The organism is Cyclobacterium xiamenense (genome assembly GCF_042140265.1).
Classification (GTDB): domain Bacteria; phylum Bacteroidota; class Bacteroidia; order Cytophagales; family Cyclobacteriaceae; genus Cyclobacterium; species Cyclobacterium xiamenense_A.
Window position 1 is genome coordinate 2,991,157 of the sequence record NZ_CP159481.1, and the last position, 20,413, is coordinate 3,011,569.

The window sequence follows — 20,413 nt, forward strand, 5'->3', positions numbered from 1 at the left end:
TTTGTTCAGGTAAACGATCGGAAGATGTGTTGAAATCATGAAAAATGTATTTTAAATAAGATAAAACGTTTTTTAGCATTGACTATTTCAAATTAAATATGTAATATTGTATTGATATAACAGCATCAAATTTTTACAGTTCGAACAAAAAACAGTTTATCCATCTAATATTCCGTATACTATGGAAAAGGTAAAATTAAACCCCCTATCCTTTTTTTTATTCATAATTTTTATTGGTTTCGCAAACCAGAATTATGTTTACAGCCAAAACATCAGTTTTAATCAGACTTCCCTAAATTTCAACGGCTTCCAAAATATTGACTTGGGAACCTCGCTGCAATTTGGGCCGGATGAACGACTCTATGTGGCGCAGCTAAAAGGAGAAATTAAAATTTACACCATTTCAAAAGAAGGGCCCAACCAGTACGATGTAGTGGGAGAGGAGGTCTTGCTGGGTGTAAAGAGTCTTCCGAATCACGATGATAACGGTCTACTGGCCTTTGATAATCGTGACGACCGTCAAATTACCGGTTTGACGGTAGTGGGAACAGCGGAAAACCCAATCATCTACGTGAGCTCCAGTGATCCGAAGTGGGGTGGGCCGATTGGGGATAAGTTTTTGGACACCAACTCGGGCGTAATCACCCGGTTGAGCTGGAATGGAGCGTCCTGGGAAGCGATTGATTTGGTTCGTGGATTGCCCCGATCGGAAGAAAACCACTCCACCAATGGATTGGAGTTTACCACCATTAATGGTAAGCCCTACCTTTTGGTAGCCAGTGGCGGATTGACCAATGCGGGATCGCCTTCCAAGAACTTTACGTATATTACAGAGGTTGCACTTTCAGCAGCTATACTAAGCATAGACTTAGAAGCCATTGAGGCCCTTCCTACCCAAACAGACAGTCACTCGGGGCGATTGTTCAAATACGATATTCCCACACTCGATGATCCTAGCAGGGAAAATGTGAACGGTGTTTATGACCCGAATGATCCCAACTACAACGGCCTGGATGTGAACGATCCGTTTGGTGGCAACGATGGTCTCAACATGGGAATGGTTACAGAAGACGGACCCGTACAGATTTTTTCGCCCGGTTACCGGAATTCATATGACCTGGTGGTTACCGAGGACCGGAAGCTTTTTGTAACGGACAACGGGGCCAATATCAACTGGGGGGGCTTGCCACTAAACGAAGGGGATGCAACCCTTGTCAGCAATGCGTATGATCCGGAAGAACCCGGTGCCAGCCCATTAAATCCTTCAGCAAGTGGCGAGTTCGTCGATAATCAGGATCATTTGCTATTGGTAACAACTGATCTTGACACCTATCAGCCCGGCAGTTTTTACGGGGGACATCCCACACCTATTCGAGCAAACCCTGGCACGGCCTACACCCCGGGTGCAGCCTTTCCCTTTGAGCCGGGAGGAGCCGGTTTGTACACGAAATTCATCGGTGACAATGAAAATTACAAAAACGTTACCCCTGCATTTACGCCCACGGACCAATTCCGAACCCAAATTTTGGAGCCTGTTGCTCCGGGCCAACCGGGTTTTGATGCCTACGCTGCCAACAGCCTGCCGGCTAACTGGCCACCAGTGCCGGCCAGCATGGCAAACGCAGCAGAAGCAGATTTCATTGCGCCTACCATGGCAAATCCTAACGGAACTCAGCCTTCAATCGTCACCATATTTCCAAACAACTCCAACGGGATCGCTGAATACAAAGGGACCAATTTTGAGGGTGCAATCAAAGGTTCGCTGGTGGTTGGTAAAAATGGCGGAACCCTGCATTTGATTCACCTTAACGAGGACGGTTCGCTTAAAGAGGCGGAATTCAGCAAGTGGAATCTAAACGGAGGAAATGCGCTGGGCATTGCGACCAACGGCGATGGGGAAGTTTTTCCAGGTACCATATGGATTGCCACATTTGATAACAGAATAATGGTGTTGACGCCTGCGGATGACGTCTTTTGCATCCCGGTGGACGATCCCGATTTCGATCCGACTGCCGATTACGATTTCGATGGCTATACCAATCAGGACGAATTGGATAATGGTACGGATTATTGTTCGGGTGCGTCTGCACCGGATGATTACGACAAGGATTTGGTGTCCAATTTGAATGACCTGGATGACGACGGTGATGGTATTTTAGACAAAGACGATCCGTTTCAAGTCGGTTTTCCCAGAGATTTACCCCTGGAAAACCAGCTTTTCACCAACCAATCCGATGCCTCTGGAAATGAATTTGGCTACCTGGGACTTGGCCTCACCGGTCTGATGAACAATGGGAGCGACAACCCTAACTGGCTGGAATGGCTGGACAAAGGAAACGATAGCCCCGGACCACCCGATATTTATGGGGGAACGGCCGGTGCCATACAGGTTTCGATGACAGGAGGCACGGCAAATGGAACCGCAAATAATCAGGATAAAGGCTTCCAGCTTGGGGTCAATGTCGGAACAGAAACGGGTAATTACACGATTTCATCCGGACTTATTGGCCTATCTTCACCCGGTCAGCTTTATGATTTCGACGGTAATGGGGAAGTAGGTATACAGATTGGAGACGGTAGCCAAAGCAACTTTGTCAAATTGGTTTTTACCAAAGATGGAATTTCTGCTGTTCAGGAAATCGATGATTCGGTCGATGTAGATTCTCTTTTCCTTGAAATCCCCGCAGATCAACGTGCCGATGCGAATACGTTGATCAAACTTTCGTTCGATGTCAACCCTGTGGACGGAACGATCGAACCCAAATATGCCTACAATAATGATTCCGCAATTTCGCTCGGAACCATGACGGCAAAGGGAGCCGTAAAAGAGGCCATACAGAATAGCGCTGTACCACTTGCCATTGGAATTTACGGATCTTCCCACGATCCGGAAAAGAGTTTTATCGCTGTATGGAGCTTTTTTGAAGCAAGCGGAGAAATTCCTTTTTCCATCCGAAGCCTTCGCGACGTAAATCGCCTGATGGGTGATCCCGACGTGCAAATTAACCTCCAAGAATATTTTGGCGACGACGATGGGTTAAATAACCTAACCTTTTCGGTGGCCGGGAATAGCAATCCAGTGATAGGCGCTTCAGTCGAAGGCAACATGCTTCGATTGATTATTCCAAACGACGAAGTGACTTCAACGATTACGGTTCGGGCGACCGATGCAAACGGCTATTTTATTGAGCAGTCGTTTGCAGTGATTGTGGAGCAAGATTTTGAGATTCTCCTGAGAATCAATGCCGGGGGAGAGGTACTTACCGATGAAAACGGTGCGCCAAACTGGTTGGCAAATAAGCTCACAGGTCCGGAGGTTACGAGCAATTTTTCGGTTTCAGGGGGTAGAAGTGCCACCAATTCCTTTTCTGCGGATCAGCGGCACGAGTCCATTCCTGCCTATATCTCGGACGAGCAATACGTGCAGATTTTCAATAAGGAGCGGTATGCGACCGAAGAAACCATGGAGTACCAAATTCCCTTGCCAAACGGAGACTATTTGGTCAATTTGTACATGGGCAATGGTTTCTCAGGTACATCTGGCTTGTTGAATCGCTATTTCACTATCGAGATCGAGGAAGAAACGGTCGCAACATCACTGGACCTGGTGGAGACGTTTGGGCATCTCATTGGAGGAATGATGCAATTCCCGGCCACTGTGGTAGATGGAGAGCTTTCAATTTCCTTCCTTAAACAAAAGGAAAACCCGCTTGTAAATGGCATTGAGATTATTGGAAAGCCGATCCAGGTTCCCATTGAATTTACGGCAATAAAAGACCAAATAAATTTTGCCGGGTTCGAATTGGACGGAAGCATGTTTGTTTCTGCCTCAGGGGGCAATGGAAACCTTAGCTATGCCGCAGAAGGATTACCGCCTGGCGTGTACCTGGAGCCGACCAACGGTACCATCTATGGAAAAATTGAGGATGGGGCACTTGCCAATAGCCCTTACCGAATTACCATTACCATTGATGACGAAGACGAGATTCATTCCGATTCCAAATCGTTTAACTTTACCTGGACGATCAGCCCGGATCTGATTGACCAGACATGGAAGGCGCGTAATGAAGATACTACGTACACGGGTAGGCATGAAAACAGTTTTGTGCAGGCAGGTGATAAGTTCTATCTCCTAGGAGGAAGAGAAAGTTCCAAAACTATCGATATCTACGATTATTCGAACGACGAGTGGCGATCATTACCCAATATCAACCCGTATAGTTTCAATCATTTTCAGGCAGTTTCTTACGAAGGATTGATTTGGGTCATTGCTGCATTCCAAACCAACAATTACCCGAATGAATTACCTGCTGAGAATATATGGATGTTTGATCCGGCAGATGAAGTATGGATTCAGGGGCCGGCTATTCCTGAAAATAGACGGCGGGGATCTGCTGGTGTGGTTGAATACCGTGGTAAATTTTACATCGTCGGAGGCAATACCCAAGGTCACGATGGTGGATTTGTCAATTACTTTGATTCATTTGACCCGAAGACCGGGGAATGGGAAGTCCTTCCGGACGCTCCTCGCGCAAGGGATCATTTCTTTGCTGTCACCATCGGAAGCCGACTTTACGTAGCCTCCGGAAGGCAGTCGGGTGGCCCCGGAGGTACCTTTGCTCCGGTTCTACCGGAGGTAGACGTGTACGATTTCAATACCCAGACCTGGAGTACGTTGGCAGAAGAACTAAATTTACCAACACCGAGGGCAGGGGCAATCGTTAACAATTACCTCGACAAGCTGATCGTCGCGGGAGGAGAAGTGGATACCAGTAGTGTCGCTCTGAACATTACGGAAATGTACGATCCCTTGCTGCAATCCTGGCAAACGCTTAGCCCGCTTAATTTTGCCAGACACGGTACGCAGGGTATCGTTTCCGGAAAAGGTCTGTACGTAGCGGCAGGATCTCCCAAAAAGGGCGGGGGCAATCAAAAAAACATGGAGGTCTTTGGTTTTGATCAACCTGCGGGCCAACAGCTTGTCAAGAGTGAACTGGTGGCGCCTACGATGGTCCAGTTTAAAAAAGGACAACCAAAGAGCATCGAACTAGCCCTTGACGCTGGAAATACCGGATTGTGGATCCGGTCGGTGGAGTTGATTGGGCCGAATGCAGCCGATTTTACCCTATTGGAAGGGGACTTACCAGAAAATCAGCTATGGGCAGCCGGTCACCGATTTGAGTTGGTGTTGGATTACGAGGGCGATGCCATCGATGGAGAGGCGCAGCTGATTATCAATTGGGGAAAAGAAAGGACAAACAACAGTCGATCTGCTTGGGGACGGCAATTTTGAGCAGGTATCGATTTATTACAATACAGGTTCGTCAAAGGATACAAATTTCGAAGGCAATACCTACCTGGGCGACATACTTCGCACCGAGATTCATAACGGTGGCTCCCATTACACCAATTCAAATCTTGCCCTGGACACCCTTTACAGATCCGAACGATTCTCTCCGTACATAGTCTATGAGATACCGGTGCCGAATGGGATATACAAGGTCACTACTCACCACACGGAAACCTGGTTTGGGCAACCCGGAGGGGGTGTTGCCGGGCCTGGGAAACGGGTGTACGACGTGATCCTGGAAGGCGATGTCGTAAAGAACGATTTTGATATCTATTTGGAGAATGACAATCAACCGACCGCGCTGGTTTTTGAAAACATTGAAGTATTGGACGGAATGCTGCAAATCGAATTGGTTGCATCCGCGAATAACGCGTCGATATCTGGCATATCGATCGTGAATCAGGGAGAATTGGGATCGGTTCCGCTGGCGTCGATCAATCCTTCTACGGTGTCAGGAAAAGGGCCTCTGGAAGTTACTTTTTCAAACGACATCGGAAGACCATCTGATTTCAGTCATTTCTGGGATTTTGGAGACGGAACCTTCTCTGCAGAACTCAATCCAACCCATGTGTTCGATACTCCCGGAGACTATCAGGTTTCGTTGACTGTGTACAACGAACAGGGGGATCAGGCAAACGATGAGATCCAGATTCGCGTGCTTTCGCCCAATTATTTCGAGTTACATGTGAACGGAGGCACCAATTTTTCCAGTACGTATGGCGGAGTGGATTTCCAGGGAGAGGGAGATGCGGACATTACGTTTACGACTTCTCGGACCTCTTTTATCGGAGGTGGAGCGAACGGTGAGTTTTTTCTTACGGAGCGGTATGGAAAGGACTTCGGGTACGACATCGCAGTCCCCAACGGTGTATATACCGTGAAAACCTACCACAACGAATTATGGTTTGGTAAAAATGGTCCTGCGAGTGCCCCCGGGCAGCGCGTGTACGACATTGCCGTCGAAGGACAGGTGGTAGAAGATGATTTCGATTTGTTTGTGGCAAATGCCAATCAACCACTCGAACTGACCCACCAAAGTATCGAGGTGAGGGATGGCGTTTTGTCAATCCGATTGGTTGCTTCGTCAAATAATGGGTCCATTGCAGGGTTCTCAATTATTTCGGAGGATGCTACGTTAGTACCGGAGGCCGTGGCGACAGCAACGAACGAATCCGGTATGGCACCATTAGCCGTGGAGTTTTTCGGTAGTAATTCGGGGGGACTGCAGCCGTTGGAATTCTATTGGGATTTTGGGGACGGTCAGCATGCTACTGAAGCGGATCCGGTACATACCTATACCGATCCTGGCTCCTACACTGCCCAGTTGACCATAACCGACTCATTAGGCAATCAAGATACCGCTGTGGTTTCCATTCAAGTGACTGCAGAGGAAGTTCAGCCGGCGTTTACTTTGCGGGTTAATTCGGGGTCCAATGCGACGGTTGGTTACCTCGATACTGATTTTATCGGTGAGGACACTTCGATAGCCAGCTACACGACTTCCTCTGCCAACAGCAATCCAAGTGCAGGAGCCGCGGCCTTGTACCTGACAGAACGCTTTGGTAAAGACTTTACCTACTCCATACCCGTAGCAAACGGAATTTACCGCGTAAAAACGTACCATTATGAATTGTGGTTTGGGAAATACGGTCCGGCTGCAGCAGTAGGACAACGGGTATTTTCCATTCGTCTGGAGGGGGAAATTGTGAAGAGTAATTTCGACTTGTTTGCAGAGTTCAACAACGCACCTACCGAACTAACGTTTGAGAATGTGATTGTTCGAGATGGCGAATTGAACATCAATCTCTTCGCTCAGGCCAATAATGCTTCCATTTCAGGGTTTAGTATTGAATCGGTAGCGGATGCTCTGACAGAGCCCCAGGCCTTGATTTTGCCAGGCACGCTGGAGGGGGTAGCGCCCGCTGAGATCACATTTAACGGTTCAAATTCGATTGGAAACGGACCACTTTCCTATTCCTGGGATTTTGGAGATGGAGGTAGTAGCGAGGAAATGAATCCGACCCATGTCTTTACAACTCCGGGTGTGTATCAGGTGCAGCTTGTCGTCACGGACTCGACCAATGCCAGCAGCACGGATCAGGTTTCTGTTGAAATTACCGACGAGTTGCCTGTTTGGGCGCTTTATTTAAACGCCGGCACCTTGGCTAGTACCAATTACCAGGGAGAGGACTTTGTTGGGGATCAGAACTATCCATCTATTTACTCAAGTAACAGCACCTTTGTCAATGGGTCGGGTAGTAGCATACCCTTGTTCCAATCAGAGCGGTTCGGACGTAATTTCTCTTACACCATTCCGGTAGAAAACGGAACCTATAGGGTAAGGACCTTTCACAACGAATTGTGGTATGGAAAAGCTGGCCCAGCGGCCGGCCCGGGAAATCGTGTATTTGACATCCAGATAGAGGGGCAGTTGGTGAAGGATGATTTCGATATTTTCGTAGAAAGCGGCAACCTTCCAACGGAGTTGGTATTCGAGAACATAGAGGTAACGGATGGTGTGATGGATATCAGTCTTATCGCGTCAGCCAATAACGCAAGCCTAACCGGGCTCGTTCTGGAACGATTTACTGCTAAAGATGGAACACTGGGTAGCAGCGCCAGGCTATTGGTTCATTCGAATGATGCCGAAGAAATGAGGTTTGGTGAGGAGGGTATCCAACCCTTCCCATCGGCTACGATTTATCCCAATCCAGCGAAGAACGAAGCATTCGTGAAGATCGATGGAGACATGCCTTTGGATTGGATAGGTATCTATTCGCTTTCGGGACAGCAGGTAATGTTGCTGAATACCGCAGAAAAAGCACCATCGGAATACCTGTTACCAATAGATCGGCTCGAACAGGGAGTATATCTGGTTCGGTTGATTTCGAAGCAAGGGGGTAGTAAGCAACTGCGTCTTATTGTTGCATATTAATTACCCAAAATGGAGCAAAAAACCCGGTCGGAAGACCGGGTTTTTTGGTTATTGGACCTAATGAAAACGGGATGCATTGCTTGCGCTTTCTTTTCCAACGCACAGGTACAAAAAAAAGCCTGGTCAAGAGACCAGGCTTTTTTATTCACTTTAACCACTAACAACCACAAATAGGACTCGTCTGTGCAAAGACAAACGAATCGAATTTGTTGTAGTCCGTACGGGAATCGAACCCGTGTTTCATCCGTGAAAGGGATGCGTCCTAACCCCTAGACGAACGGACCTAAAGGAAAAAAGAACAAATGCAATGAATACTATTGGTAGTCCGTACGGGAATCGAACCCGTGTTTCATCCGTGAAAGGGATGCGTCCTAACCCCTAGACGAACGGACCATTTCAGATGGGATTTTGCTCTTTCCTGAAAGGTGATGCAAATATAGACTCTTTCAATAACAAACCAAAACCCACCAATAAATTATTCGGTAGACCTGTGCCAAACCTTTGAAAATTAGCCATTAAAAATGGTTTTGTGCAAAAAGGTCTCGTTTACCAAACTTTTTTCCGCGTAAGTTCGTTTCCCTACAAAACCTATAGATTAATTTAAATTTATTAACTATGTCATTACGATTAGGAGATATTGCACCGGATTTTACAGCCGATTCGACCGAGGGAAAAATCAATTTTCACCAATACCTGGGCGATAGTTGGGGAATCCTCTTTTCTCACCCCGCTGATTACACACCGGTATGTACAACGGAACTGGGGGCTGCCGCCAAATTAAAGCAGGAATTTGAAAAGCGAAATGTTAAAATGCTGGCGCTCAGCGTGGATGGTATCGATAGTCACCACGCCTGGATCAATGACATTAATGAAACCCAGCATACGACCGTAAATTTTCCAATTATCGCGGACGAAGATCGGAAAGTGTCCGAATTGTACGACATGATTCATCCGAATGCAAACGACAAACTCACGGTTCGTTCGGTATTTGTTATTGGAAACGATAAAAAGATAAAGTTGATCATCACCTATCCTGCGAGTACCGGGAGAAACTTCGACGAATTACTTCGCGTGATCGATTCCCTGCAGCTTACGGCGAATTATAGCGTTGCTACACCCGCCAATTGGAAGCATGGCGAGGATGTGGTCATTTCTCCCGCCATCAAGAACGAGGACATACCGGCTAAATTTCCAAAAGGACATCAGGAGATCAAACCTTACTTACGGACCACGCCGCAACCTAATCTTTAAAAACGAAAAAAGGATGATGCAAATCATCCTTTTTTTTGTTTTTTGCCAGAATCCGCGCATTACCCATCTAAATGTAGTGGTCCAGCGCCAATGATTTTTTATTTTTTAATAGCCGTAAGCGAAAATTTCTTACTTTAGGAGTTTTAGGTTTCCGACAAACGGATTACAGATAGAAAAGCAGATGATACAAAGCATAATAATTGGTTCGGGAAGCTACCTGCCGACCGTTCGAATTCCCAACGATTATTTTTTAACCAGAGAATTTTTCGGCGCCGACGGAGAAAGACTGGAAAAACCAAACCAGGACATTGTCGCAACACTGCAGAAAATTACGGGAATCAGCGAAAGAAGGTACCTGGAGAAAGACCTTATGACCTCAGATATGGGCTATCTTGCGGCAAGGGATGCCTTGGACACCGCTGGCATCGATGGTGAATCCCTCGATTACATCATTTTTGCCCATAACTTTGGAGACATTCGAAGCGACAATATTCGCATCGATACCTGTCCGACCCTGGCAGCGAGGGTTAAGCATAAATTGGGTATAGCAAATCCCTACACCGTCGCCTATGACCTGCCTTTTGGCTGTCCAGGTTGGGTACAGGGCATGATCCAGGCCAATTACTACATCCGATCCGGCGAAGCGAAACGCGTGATGGTCATCGGTGCGGAGAATCTTTCGAGGATTTCGGACCCACACGATATGGATAGCATGATTTTTTCCGATGGGGCGGGTGCTGTCATTCTGGAAGCATACGAAACGGAGGAAAAGGTAGGTATACTCACCCATCTAACCCGGTCGGATACCTTAAATCACGCTCATTTACTCACCATGGGCTCCTCTTATAACTCGAATTATCCGGACGATACACTTTTTTTAAAGATGAATGGAAGGAAACTATACGAATACGCCATAAAAACCGTTCCGGTGACAGTAAAAGCTTGTATCGATCGAGCCGGCTTGCCGCTGGAGAAAATCAAAAAGGTGTTGATTCATCAGGCCAATGCCAAGATGGATCACAACATTCTGCAGCGTCTTTTTCACTTGTATGAGCAGGATCGGATACCGGATGATCTGATGCCCATGAGTATTCAGAAATTAGGAAATAACTCGGTGGCGACCGTTCCCATTCTGTACGACCTGGTAGCCAAAGGCAAGTTGGATCACCACCGGTTTGTTCCAGGTGAGCATGCGTTGTTTGCTTCAGTAGGTGCCGGAATGAATATCAATGTCATGATATATCGCCATCCGTACTAAAGCCATATGTACCATGAAAAAAATCGATTCACACCAGCATTTTTGGCAATACCTCCCCGAACGCTATCCCTGGATTGGGACCGGTATGGAATACCTTGCCAGAGATTTTTTGCCGAAGGATTTGCTGCCCTATCTGCAAGCTCATGAGGTCCTGGGAACCGTAGCTGTTCAGGCTGTAGCGGAAGCATCGGAAACCCATTTTTTACTTGAGTTGGCGGCCGAACACCCCTTTATACTGGGGGTGGTGGGCTGGGTTGACCTAAGGTCAGGTCATCTCGCAGATTCCTTGAAGGCCTATCAGCCTTTCAATAAGCTGAAAGGCTTTCGACATCAAATCCAGGATGAGGAAGATCCCGAATTCATGCTGCAGCCCTCTTTTCAGCAGGGACTCCAAATGATTTTCGAGGCAGGTTACAGTTACGACCTATTGGTGCTTCCCCATCAATTGGACGCAGCCATACAAACAGTGGGGAATTTTCCACAGGGCAGGTTTGTGTTGGATCATCTTGCAAAACCAGACATCAAGCAAGGCGAGGTTGCGAATTGGAAGGTAAAGATAGGTGAACTTGCAGCCCATCCGCAGGTTTGCTGCAAGGTATCCGGAATGGTCACGGAGGCCGATTGGTTTCGCTGGAAAAAAGAAGATTTTTTTCCTTACCTGGATACCATAGCAGAAGCCTTTGGAGAAGATCGACTATTGTTTGGTTCGGATTGGCCTGTCTGCGGATTGGCGGCTACCTATGGACAAGTGATTGGGGTGTTGGAGGCATACCTAAAGGCGCATTCGCTACCCTTGCAGCAGAAGATCTGGCACGACAATGCCCAAAGATTTTACAGACTATGATTAATCAATACTACGTATGAAACGCTATTGCTTTGCATTGGATCTTCAAAACGATCCTGCAATAATCGCACAGTACAAAGCCCACCACCTTAGGGTTCCTGATGCCATTAAGAAAAGTATTCGGGATGCCGACATCAAGTTGATGGATATTTACCTGACAGGCAATCGGCTATTTATGATCATGGAAGTGGGAGAGGAGTTTTCTTTTGAAAAAAAGGCGAAGATGGATGCGTCCAATCCGCAAGTGCAGGAATGGGAAGAATTGATGGGCAGGCTGCAAAAATCGTTGCCCTGGGCACCACCCGGTGAAAAATGGGTTCGGATGGATCATATTTTTTCCTTGTCTGATTGACATTGACCCCCACAAACTTGCGGTACCTGCGGGTCGAGTGGGTTTCCTCTTTTAAGGCCTCTTTTTTTGTAGGTATCCCTTGAGTTAAAAAAAGGCTACCTGAATGTGCCAGGTAGCCTTTTTTCAGTAGGTAGTCCCTTGTGTCTTTTTACATGTTCTTTACTTCACTAACAAGGCCATTTAATACTTTTTTGGCATCGCCGAAAAGCATTCGGGTTTTCGGGTCAAAAAAGAGCGCATTCTGAATTCCGGCATAACCGGAACTCATGCTACGTTTGATAACAATGACGTTGGCTGCCCGGTTGACTTCAAGAATGGGCATGCCGTATATTGGGCTGGAAGGATCATCATTTGCAGCAGGGTTCACTACGTCGTTGGCACCGATTACCATGACTACGTCCGTGTTTGGAAGCTGTTCGTTCATGTCGTCCATCTCAATGAGTTTGTCGTAAGAGACATCGGATTCCGCCAAAAGGACGTTCATATGGCCGGGCATTCTACCCGCTACCGGATGGATCCCGTAACTTACTTCGACACCTTTCTCTTCCAGAATCTTTTCCAGATCGTGTACGGCGTGTTGGGCTTGGGCGACAGCCAGTCCGTATCCCGGTACGACGACTACTCGTTTGGCATAGGCCAGAAGGATGGCACTGTCGTAAGCGCTGATTTCTTTGGCCACTTGGTCTCCGTCCTGCCCCGATCCGGCAGGACCAGCAGCCGTACCGAAAGAAGTAAACAGGATATTGCTGACAGAGCGATTCATCGCTTTGGCCATAAGTAAGGTCAGCAGCAGACCGGCAGAGCCTACCAGTATACCTCCCATAAGCATGACCTTGTTGTCGTACAACAAGCCTGTTGTTGCCGCCGTTACGCCCGTGAGTGAGTTGAGTAGTGAGATGACAACTGGCATGTCGGCACCTCCGATGGGGTAAACGAAAAGCAATCCGTAGATCAATGCCAGCGCGACCAGTCCGTAGACTAGCAGGGGTTTTGGTTGACCGGAAAGCAGTACGTAAACAGCAAGTGCAATGGCCAGACCCAACACCAGGAAGGCGAGAATTTTGTTCACACGTATGTCTTTTATGACCCCTTGCAGTTTACCCATCGCAACCAGGGAGCCAGAGAAGGAAACCGAACCGATCACGAGACTTGCCATCAAAACGCTTCCTTTGCCGATATCGTCCACGGGAAGATCACCGTATTCCACCAGGCCAATTAATGCTGCGGCGGCACCACCCATACCGTTGAAAAAAGAGACCAATTGGGGCATGGCTGTCATCTGCACCGTCTTGGCGGAGTAAAGTCCGCCCACCGTTCCCAGGGCTATGGCCGTGAGAATAAGGGCAATATTATTCAATCCAGGGGTGAAAAAGGAAACCACAATGGCCAGGATCATTCCGGCCAGTGCGATGCTGTTGCCCTTTCTTGCTGATTCTGGATGACTCATCAGTTTTATTCCCAGAATAAAAAGCACCACCGCAACCAGGTAGCCTATATCGATTAATTGTAAAATCATAATTTTTATTTTTTACCGGGTTTCTTCTTAAACATTTCTAACATGCGGTTGGTCACGGCGAACCCACCGACCACATTCAGCGTCGCCAGGAGCACCGCCAGAAATCCCAACGTCAGCGCCAGGTAATTGGCGGGATCGGTTTTTCCCAAAACAATAATGGAACCCACGATTACCACCCCAGAGAGGGCATTTGACCCTGACATGAGCGGAGTGTGTAATACAGTCGGTACTTTAGAGATGACTTCTATCCCCACAAATACCGCCAGGATGAAAATGTAAAACTCCTGTTGATTGACAGATATATAGTTGATGATTGCGTCCATTTTACTTTAATAAAGGTTCATAAATAACCGCACCGTCGTGAGTGATGCAGGTTCCTTTGATGATTTCGTCCTCAAAATTGAGGTTGATTTTATCTTCTTTCAACAATAACTTCAGCAGGTTTTGCACGTTTTTGCTGTACATTTTGCTGGCATCTTCCGGCATACTGGATGGCAGGGCTGAATTGCCAATGATGGTTACATCAGATAGGGTAACTGTTTTATTGTTTTCCGTTCCTTCGCAATTCCCTCCATTGGCAGCGGCCAAATCTACCACCACGGCACCAGGCTTCATTTTTTCAAGCATGCTCTTAGTGATCAAGATGGGGGCTTTTTTCCCGGGGATTAGGGCAGTCGTAATGACAACATCCGATTTAATAATCGATTTCTCCAGCATTTCCGACTGCTTTTGCTTGTACTCTTCCGACTGTTCTACCGCATATCCTCCTGCTCCCTTGTCTTCCACCGCGCCAGGCACTTCCACAAATTTGCCTCCGAGACTTTCTACCTGCTCTTTGACTGAGGGTCTGGTATCAAACGCTTCCACAACAGCTCCCAGTCGTTTGGCAGTGGCGATGGCTTGCAGTCCGGCTACCCCGGCTCCGATCACCAGTACTTTGGCCGGTGCAATGGTTCCGGCGGCTGTCATCAACATGGGAAAAAAGCGTGGCAAATTTGCCGCAGCGAGTAGTACGGCTTTGTAACCGGATACCGTACTCATGGAAGACAACACGTCCATGCTTTGCGCCCGGGTGATGCGTGGTATGGAATCCATACTGAACAGGGTAACTCCCGTTTCGGCCAGGGTTTTCATTAGATCTCTGGCTACCAAAGGCTGGTAAACCCCAATCAGGTACTTGCCCCGACCGAGTTTTTTCTGGTCCTCGGCGCCAAGAGGATTGATCTGGAATATCATTTCTGCACTTTCCAGTACCTCTGCCCTTGATTTGACCACTGCTCCCGCTTGCTGGTACACGGTGTCCGAAAGAAAGGAGGAATCTCCTGCTCCCGCTTCGATTAACACCTGATTACCCGATCCGGTGAGTACCTTCACGGCTTCCGGATGCAGAGAAACCCTGGTTTCCTGCGAAGGTTCTTTTAAAATTCCTAAAATCATATTGGTGGTTAATTGATTGATTCAAAACAATTCCTTTTCCAGAGGTTGCCAGTGCTTGTGGGTTAAGGTAGCCATAGTAATTTGGCAGTGCAAAAAAAGCACTTTTTTAGGGATTTTACAGGAATCCCCTCCAAAAGTTTCATAAAATAAAAGCTAAAACCATTTTTTTAATTAAATTTCAAAACATAATCGAAAAAATTTAGAATTATTCCCCTGCGATCCGGTGGGGGTTCATCGTGACAATACCAAAATAAAAAAACCAAAACATGCAAACTACACCCCTGATCCTTTTCTTTTTTTTTCTCCTTCCACTGTTGGTCTACGGCCAGGACGATGGTTCCGCAGGGAGCGTTCCTTTTCTCGACTATTGGCCGATCGTCTTACTTCCCATATTTATTGTTGTCTTGTATCGATTCTGGAAAAAACGGAAAAAATAATGCACATTAGCAGTAAGTATCTTATTTTTAACCAATGGATTGGGTGTCGGCCGGATCCAATCAAAAATCATTGAAAACCCAAAATTCATGACCTGCTTTAAATCAATCGCTTTCTTGATCGTGTACCTTCTTGCCTACCGCGGCTCCGCTCAGGAGGAGGTGCGTTTGGAAATTGCCGATGAAATAACGTACTCCATCGAACACCAGATGGTCAACCTGTGGTACCCCAAAGCCTACGACACCCAATATGGCGGATATTTAAGTAGCTTTGAGTTCGACTTTTCGCTTTCTGAAAATCAACAAAAAATGATCGTATCTCAGGCCCGGCACCTCTGGACCTTATCCAAACTCATGGAGCGGTACCCGAAAGTGAGTCATTACGAACGAGGGGCAAAGATAGGTTTTGAGTTTTTACGGGATTCGTTTTGGGATGCGACCTATGGTGGGTTTTACACACTACTTACCCGAACGGGGGATTTGCCTGGCGAGAGCGATGGCGAAAAAACTGCCTATGGCAATGCTTTTGGAATTTATGGTCTGGCGGCTTACTATGCGGAAACCGGCAACCCGGAAGCGTTGGATCTGGCGAAAAAGGCGTTTTACTGGCTGGAATCGCACAGTTATGACCCCGTTTATGGAGGCTATTACCAGTCCCTTTCCCGGAATGGCAATCCTTTGCCTCGAACGCCTGAAACACCCTCCACTTCCACGGTAGGATACAAAGATCAAAACAGCTCCATTCATTTGCTGGAGGCGTTTACGGAGCTATATCAGGTTTGGAAAGATCCGCTGTTAAAAACACGCACGGAGGCGCTTCTTGTCTTGATTCGGGACAAAATTGTGCAAGAGCAAGGGTATTTGCAACTCTTTCTTCAGCCAGACTGGACGCCCGTTAGTTTTCGAAACGAGGGACGGGAAGCCATCGAAAAGCATCACTCCATCGATCACGTTTCCTACGGGCACGACGTAGAGACAGCTTACCTGATGATGGAGGCCTCCCACGTTTTGGGGATAAAAAACGATTACAAAACCTGGGAAATAGGAAAAAAAATGGTAGACCATGCACTAAAATTCGGATGGGACAATGGTACCGGGGGGTTTTATGACGGTGGCTATTATTTTCCAGGCGAGGATACGCCGGAAACCGTAAAGGATACGAAAAATTGGTGGGCGCAGGCAGAAGGGTTAAATACCTTATTGATCCTGGCCGATCTGTATCCCAATGACCCTAACCGCTATTTTGAAAAGTTTAAAAAACAATGGACCTACATACAAGAATACCTGATCGATCCCCAATACGGAGAGTGGTATTCCGGTGGTTTGGATAAGCAGCCAGAATTGGAAAAGGAAAGAAAAGGACACATTTGGAAAACGGCATATCATAATTTTCGTGCGTTAAACAATTGTGACCAAAAACTTCGCGATCCGTCCCACCTTGCACTTACCATTGATAGGGAGGATCATTGAAAACGGACCGGTATTTAAGCGTTTATAAAAATTCAATTTCCCACTCCCTAACTTTTCCTTATATTACCTGCCAAATTTCATCCAATTTGTTTTTTTCTCAGCGATGAGGAAAAAACAAATGACACAAGCGAGCAATGAATCCAACTGTACCAAAAGGCACATGGTTTAGAACGTGTGTGCCGATTGCCAGTCTGATAGGACTGGTCATTTTATCCTCCTGCAATTCCTCACCGGAATCCTTCAAAATCAAGCGAATGGATACTGCAGCCGTGTCCGAATTGGCGGAGTTGCTGGAAAAAAAGGTACAGCCCGAACTGGAAGAAGGTTTGGAAATTCGTATCTGGGCACCTGATTCTCTCGTTTTTGACCCCATATCCATTGATTTTGATAACAATGGAGCGCTCTATTACAGCCGTACCAACCGCCAGAAAAATTCCGAGTTTGATATTCGTGGCCACCAGGATTGGGAGATCAGGTCGATTGGCCTGCAATCCATTGAGGATAAGCGGGCTTTTCTCCGGGAAGAGTTGTCGATAGAAAACAGCGAAAAAAACCAATTTCTCGCCGATGTGAACCAAGACGGTGTACGCGATTGGAGAGATTTAACCATCGAAAAAGAACAAATATACCGGATAGAAGACACCGATGGTGATGGATTGGCAGATCAATACCAATTGGTATTTGAAGGGCTTAACGAAGAAGTCACCGATGTGGCCGGGGCTGTAATGAAATACGGGGATGATCTCTTTGTGGGCGCCGGTCCAGACATGTGGCGCATGCGGGAGGACGAACGCACCGGGTTGGTGGTCGAAAAGACTGCTATCTCCCATGGATATGGGGTACATATCGGTTTCAGCGGGCACGGGATGTCCGGTGCAGAGATGGGGCCCGATGGCCGGGTATATTGGGGAATCGGAGATATCGGATTTCAGGGAACCGATCAGGAGGGAAACACCTACAATTACCCGAACCGAGGAGTGATCGCCAGGTCCAACCCGGATGGGACGGATTTCGAGATTTTTGCGATGGGCCTAAGAAATACGCATGAATTTGTTTTTGACGCTTATGGTAATTTGATAAGCGTTGATAACGATGGTGACCATCGGGGCGAAAGCGAACGGTTGGTGTACCTGGTAGATGGTTCCGATACCGGTTGGAGAACTAACTGGCAATTCGGTAAATACCGGGACCCCAAAAACAACGACTACAAAGTGTGGATGGACGAAGGCATGTATCTCCCCCGACACGAGGGTCAGGCAGCATACTTTATTCCTCCAATTGCCAACTACGTCAATGGTCCTACCGGAATGGTGTACAACCCCGGCACGGCACTTGGGGACAACTGGAAGAATACGTTCTTTGTAGCCGAATTTGTCGGGAATCCTGCACGTTCGGGCATCCATGCCTTTAGGTTGGAACCAAAAGGAGCGGGTTTTGACTTGAAAGAAACCAAAAAGATCATGGGAGGGATTTTGGCTACCGGAATGGATTTCGGACCGGATGGAGCCTTGTATTTTTCGGATTGGATAGATGGCTGGGGAACCAAAGATAACGGTAGGGTTTGGAAACTGGACGACCTCTCCGGGAAGAATAATCAGATCCGAAAGGAAACGGAGCAGCTGATCAAATCTGGATTCGGACGGAAGGAGCTTTCCGAATTAGGTACACTACTCGAACATCCCGATCAACGAATCAGGCAAAAAGCTCAGTTCGAACTCGTAAAAAGAGGAGATCAGGGCTTTACTATTTTTGAAAAGCAACTTCGTCTATCCTCCGTCCAATTTGCGCGTATTCATGCCATTTGGGGGATTGCCCAGCTACAACGGGCGAGCACCACGGAAAAGGGTGGCGTTCTTCTGATGAGCTACCTTACCGACCAAGATCCGGAAATTCGCGCACAGGCTGCACGTTGGTTAGGTGACGTTCGGTTTGAGGGTGCAGGGGAGGCTTTGATTCCGCTGCTGAAAGATTCCAACGCCCGCGTGCGTTTTTTCTCCGCGGAGGCATTGGGCAGAATAGCTTACGAACCAGCCATACAGCCCATTGTCGACATGTTGCAGAGCAATCAGGATACAGATCTTTACCTGCGTCACGCGGGGAGTCTGGCCCTTGCGAGAATTGGCAATTCGGCTGAATTGGCTTCCTTGCATACCCATCCATCCGCTGCTGTTCGTTTAGCTGCTGTGATCGCTTTGCGTAGAATGCAGGATCCCTCTATCGCAGAATTTTTGCCAGACCAATCCGAAAATATTGTTGCAGAAGCCGCTCGAGCCATAAACGACGACTTCTCCATACCGGAGGCCTTACCTGCATTGGGAGACCTGCTCCAAAGAGAGGGGCTTCAGTCGGAGCCGTTACTACGACGGGCGATCAACGCCAACCTCAGGGTAGGGACCGACGCGGCTCTCGCGAATCTGCTTGCTTTTGTTTCCAGCGAAAAGGCGCCGATCCTACTTCGTAGAGAGGCATTGGAAGCGTTAGCAACCTGGGCAGACCCTTCGGTTTTGGACAGGGTAGATGGGAGATACAGGGGAGCGTTAAAACGCGATGCAGCGAGCCTCAAGTCTTTATCGGCAGGGACAGTGCTTCCGCTCATTGATCATCCCAATGCTGAGCTGCGTTTGTCCGCTGTTCAAGCCTCTGGAAACATCGGGTTAGCCCAGGCCTCCGGTCGCCTGTTTCAACGACTCGAGACCGATTCGAATGCTGCGGTTCGGGAAGCGGCACTTGATGCGTTAGCGGCAATGCGGTCGGAAGATATGGAACGTGCGCTGGAAAGCGCTACCCGTGACCCGGCGAAAAACGTACGGATCGCAGGGATAGAGTTGATGGGGACCATGGATGTTCGGGGTAAATTGGCGGCAAGTCTATTAATGGACGTGATCGACAAGCAGGATATAGAAGAAAAACAAGCAGCCTTGCTGGCTTTAAATGATGTCGAAGCAATCTATGCGCTGCCTGTAGTGAAAGCGCTCCTGGATCAATGGGAGGCAGGAAAGCTCCATCCTGGATTGGTATTGGAATTGGGTGAGGCAGTAGAATCACTTGGAAATGAATCCCTAATGAAGCATTTTTCTTCCGTGCGGTCCGCTCGGGCTACCGATGATTTATTGGCTAGCTATTCGGGAAGCCTCTACGGAGGGGACGAGAACGCCGGAAGGCGAATCTTCTTTCAGCACCAGGCGGGTCAATGTATCCGCTGCCACGCGTACGATGACTATGGCGGTACGGCGGGTCCGAGATTAAATGGGATCGGATCTGTTTTGAATAGGGAGCAGTTGCTGGAAGCTTTGATCGATCCAGGAAAGCGCCTGGCTCCCGGTTTCGGTAGGGTAAACCTGCAGTTGCTGGATGATGAAACGGTAACGGGTGTATTGGTCGGGGAGAATGAGGATTCGATCGTGCTCAAAATAGGCAATGATCCGGAAAAGACCATCCCGAAAACGCAGATCAAAGAGCGGACGAATGCGCCTTCCTCCATGCCCGATATGAAAGGTTTGCTGAGCAAGCGAGAGATCCGTAATTTGGTCAGCTTTTTGGTTACCCTGACCGAAGAATAGTAATTG

At 47.7% G+C, this 20,413-nt stretch carries 11 protein-coding genes and 2 tRNA genes; 8 read left to right on the forward strand and 5 right to left on the reverse strand.

Annotated features, from left to right (window positions below):
* The first annotated feature begins 181 nt into the window (after window positions 1–181).
* Both ABWH99_RS12340 and ABWH99_RS12345 read left to right on the forward strand, forming a co-directional pair.
* Window positions 182–5,293, forward strand: coding sequence for a malectin domain-containing carbohydrate-binding protein (locus ABWH99_RS12340; protein WP_375582156.1), 5,112 nt, complete (start codon window positions 182–184; stop codon window positions 5,291–5,293).
* A 10-nt stretch (window positions 5,294–5,303) separates the two neighbouring features.
* Window positions 5,304–8,285, forward strand: a complete 2,982-nt coding sequence (locus tag ABWH99_RS12345; protein ID WP_375586574.1) for a malectin domain-containing carbohydrate-binding protein — start codon at window positions 5,304–5,306, stop codon at window positions 8,283–8,285.
* 212 nt (window positions 8,286–8,497) lie between these two features.
* Here ABWH99_RS12345 and ABWH99_RS12350 read toward each other — a convergent pair.
* Window positions 8,498–8,569: transfer RNA gene (locus ABWH99_RS12350), tRNA-Glu, on the reverse strand.
* Window positions 8,570–8,603: 34 nt separating this feature from the next.
* A tRNA-Glu gene (locus ABWH99_RS12355) sits at window positions 8,604–8,678 on the reverse strand.
* A gap of 222 nt (window positions 8,679–8,900) precedes the next feature.
* On the opposite strand from ABWH99_RS12355, the gene ABWH99_RS12360 reads away from it, so the two are divergent.
* From ABWH99_RS12360 to ABWH99_RS12375, 4 genes are all read left to right on the forward strand, one after another.
* Window positions 8,901–9,536 carry a peroxiredoxin gene (locus ABWH99_RS12360; protein ID WP_375582157.1) on the forward strand — a complete coding sequence of 212 codons (636 nt, stop codon included), beginning with the start codon at window positions 8,901–8,903 and terminating at the stop codon, window positions 9,534–9,536.
* A gap of 181 nt (window positions 9,537–9,717) precedes the next feature.
* Window positions 9,718–10,794: a 3-oxoacyl-ACP synthase III family protein gene (locus ABWH99_RS12365; RefSeq protein WP_375582158.1), complete on the forward strand. Its 1,077-nt coding sequence runs from the start codon at window positions 9,718–9,720 to the stop codon at window positions 10,792–10,794.
* 13 nt (window positions 10,795–10,807) lie between these two features.
* Entirely contained in the window at window positions 10,808–11,638 is an 831-nt protein-coding gene (locus ABWH99_RS12370; RefSeq protein WP_375582159.1) for an amidohydrolase family protein, read from the forward strand.
* 16 nt (window positions 11,639–11,654) lie between these two features.
* Complete coding sequence (locus tag ABWH99_RS12375; protein ID WP_375582160.1) at window positions 11,655–11,990, forward strand: L-rhamnose mutarotase; 336 nt, start codon at window positions 11,655–11,657, stop codon at window positions 11,988–11,990.
* Window positions 11,991–12,138: 148 nt separating this feature from the next.
* Here ABWH99_RS12375 and ABWH99_RS12380 read toward each other — a convergent pair whose 3' ends face one another.
* Genes ABWH99_RS12380 through ABWH99_RS12390 form a run of 3 tightly spaced genes read right to left on the reverse strand, consistent with a single transcriptional unit; the run spans window position 12,139 to window position 14,943 of the window.
* Complete coding sequence (locus ABWH99_RS12380; RefSeq protein ID WP_375582161.1) at window positions 12,139–13,506, reverse strand: NAD(P)(+) transhydrogenase (Re/Si-specific) subunit beta; 1,368 nt, start codon at window positions 13,504–13,506, stop codon at window positions 12,139–12,141.
* 5 nt (window positions 13,507–13,511) lie between these two features.
* Entirely contained in the window at window positions 13,512–13,829 is a 318-nt protein-coding gene (locus ABWH99_RS12385) for an NAD(P) transhydrogenase subunit alpha (protein ID WP_375582162.1), read from the reverse strand.
* 1 nt (window position 13,830) lies between these two features.
* Window positions 13,831–14,943: a Re/Si-specific NAD(P)(+) transhydrogenase subunit alpha gene (locus tag ABWH99_RS12390; RefSeq protein ID WP_375582163.1), complete on the reverse strand. Its 1,113-nt coding sequence runs from the start codon at window positions 14,941–14,943 to the stop codon at window positions 13,831–13,833.
* A gap of 524 nt (window positions 14,944–15,467) precedes the next feature.
* Between ABWH99_RS12390 and ABWH99_RS12395 the strand changes: the two genes are divergently transcribed.
* Window positions 15,468–16,847, forward strand: a complete 1,380-nt coding sequence (locus ABWH99_RS12395) for an AGE family epimerase/isomerase (protein WP_375582164.1) — start codon at window positions 15,468–15,470, stop codon at window positions 16,845–16,847.
* A 134-nt stretch (window positions 16,848–16,981) separates the two neighbouring features.
* The gene (locus ABWH99_RS12400) at window positions 16,982–20,407 is read left to right on the forward strand and encodes a HEAT repeat domain-containing protein (RefSeq protein WP_375582165.1); all 3,426 of its coding nucleotides are present in this window, start codon (window positions 16,982–16,984) and stop codon (window positions 20,405–20,407) included.
* Window positions 20,408–20,413 lie beyond the last annotated feature (6 nt).

What these genes read in the sequence shown, in the direction of transcription:
- ABWH99_RS12365 (WP_375582158.1), top strand. Translation starts at nt 9,718, where the DNA reads ATGATACAAAGCATAATAATTGGTTCGGGAAGCTACCTGCCGACCGTT.
- ABWH99_RS12375 (WP_375582160.1), top strand. Translation starts at nt 11,655, where the DNA reads ATGAAACGCTATTGCTTTGCATTGGATCTTCAAAACGATCCTGCAATA.
- ABWH99_RS12360 (WP_375582157.1), top strand. Translation starts at nt 8,901, where the DNA reads ATGTCATTACGATTAGGAGATATTGCACCGGATTTTACAGCCGATTCG.
- ABWH99_RS12395 (WP_375582164.1), top strand. Translation starts at nt 15,468, where the DNA reads ATGACCTGCTTTAAATCAATCGCTTTCTTGATCGTGTACCTTCTTGCC.
- ABWH99_RS12385 (WP_375582162.1), bottom strand. Translation starts at nt 13,829, where the DNA reads ATGGACGCAATCATCAACTATATATCTGTCAATCAACAGGAGTTTTAC.
- ABWH99_RS12370 (WP_375582159.1), top strand. Translation starts at nt 10,808, where the DNA reads ATGAAAAAAATCGATTCACACCAGCATTTTTGGCAATACCTCCCCGAA.
- ABWH99_RS12400 (WP_375582165.1), top strand. Translation starts at nt 16,982, where the DNA reads ATGAATCCAACTGTACCAAAAGGCACATGGTTTAGAACGTGTGTGCCG.
- ABWH99_RS12390 (WP_375582163.1), bottom strand. Translation starts at nt 14,943, where the DNA reads ATGATTTTAGGAATTTTAAAAGAACCTTCGCAGGAAACCAGGGTTTCT.
- ABWH99_RS12380 (WP_375582161.1), bottom strand. Translation starts at nt 13,506, where the DNA reads ATGATTTTACAATTAATCGATATAGGCTACCTGGTTGCGGTGGTGCTT.
- ABWH99_RS12340 (WP_375582156.1), top strand. Translation starts at nt 182, where the DNA reads ATGGAAAAGGTAAAATTAAACCCCCTATCCTTTTTTTTATTCATAATT.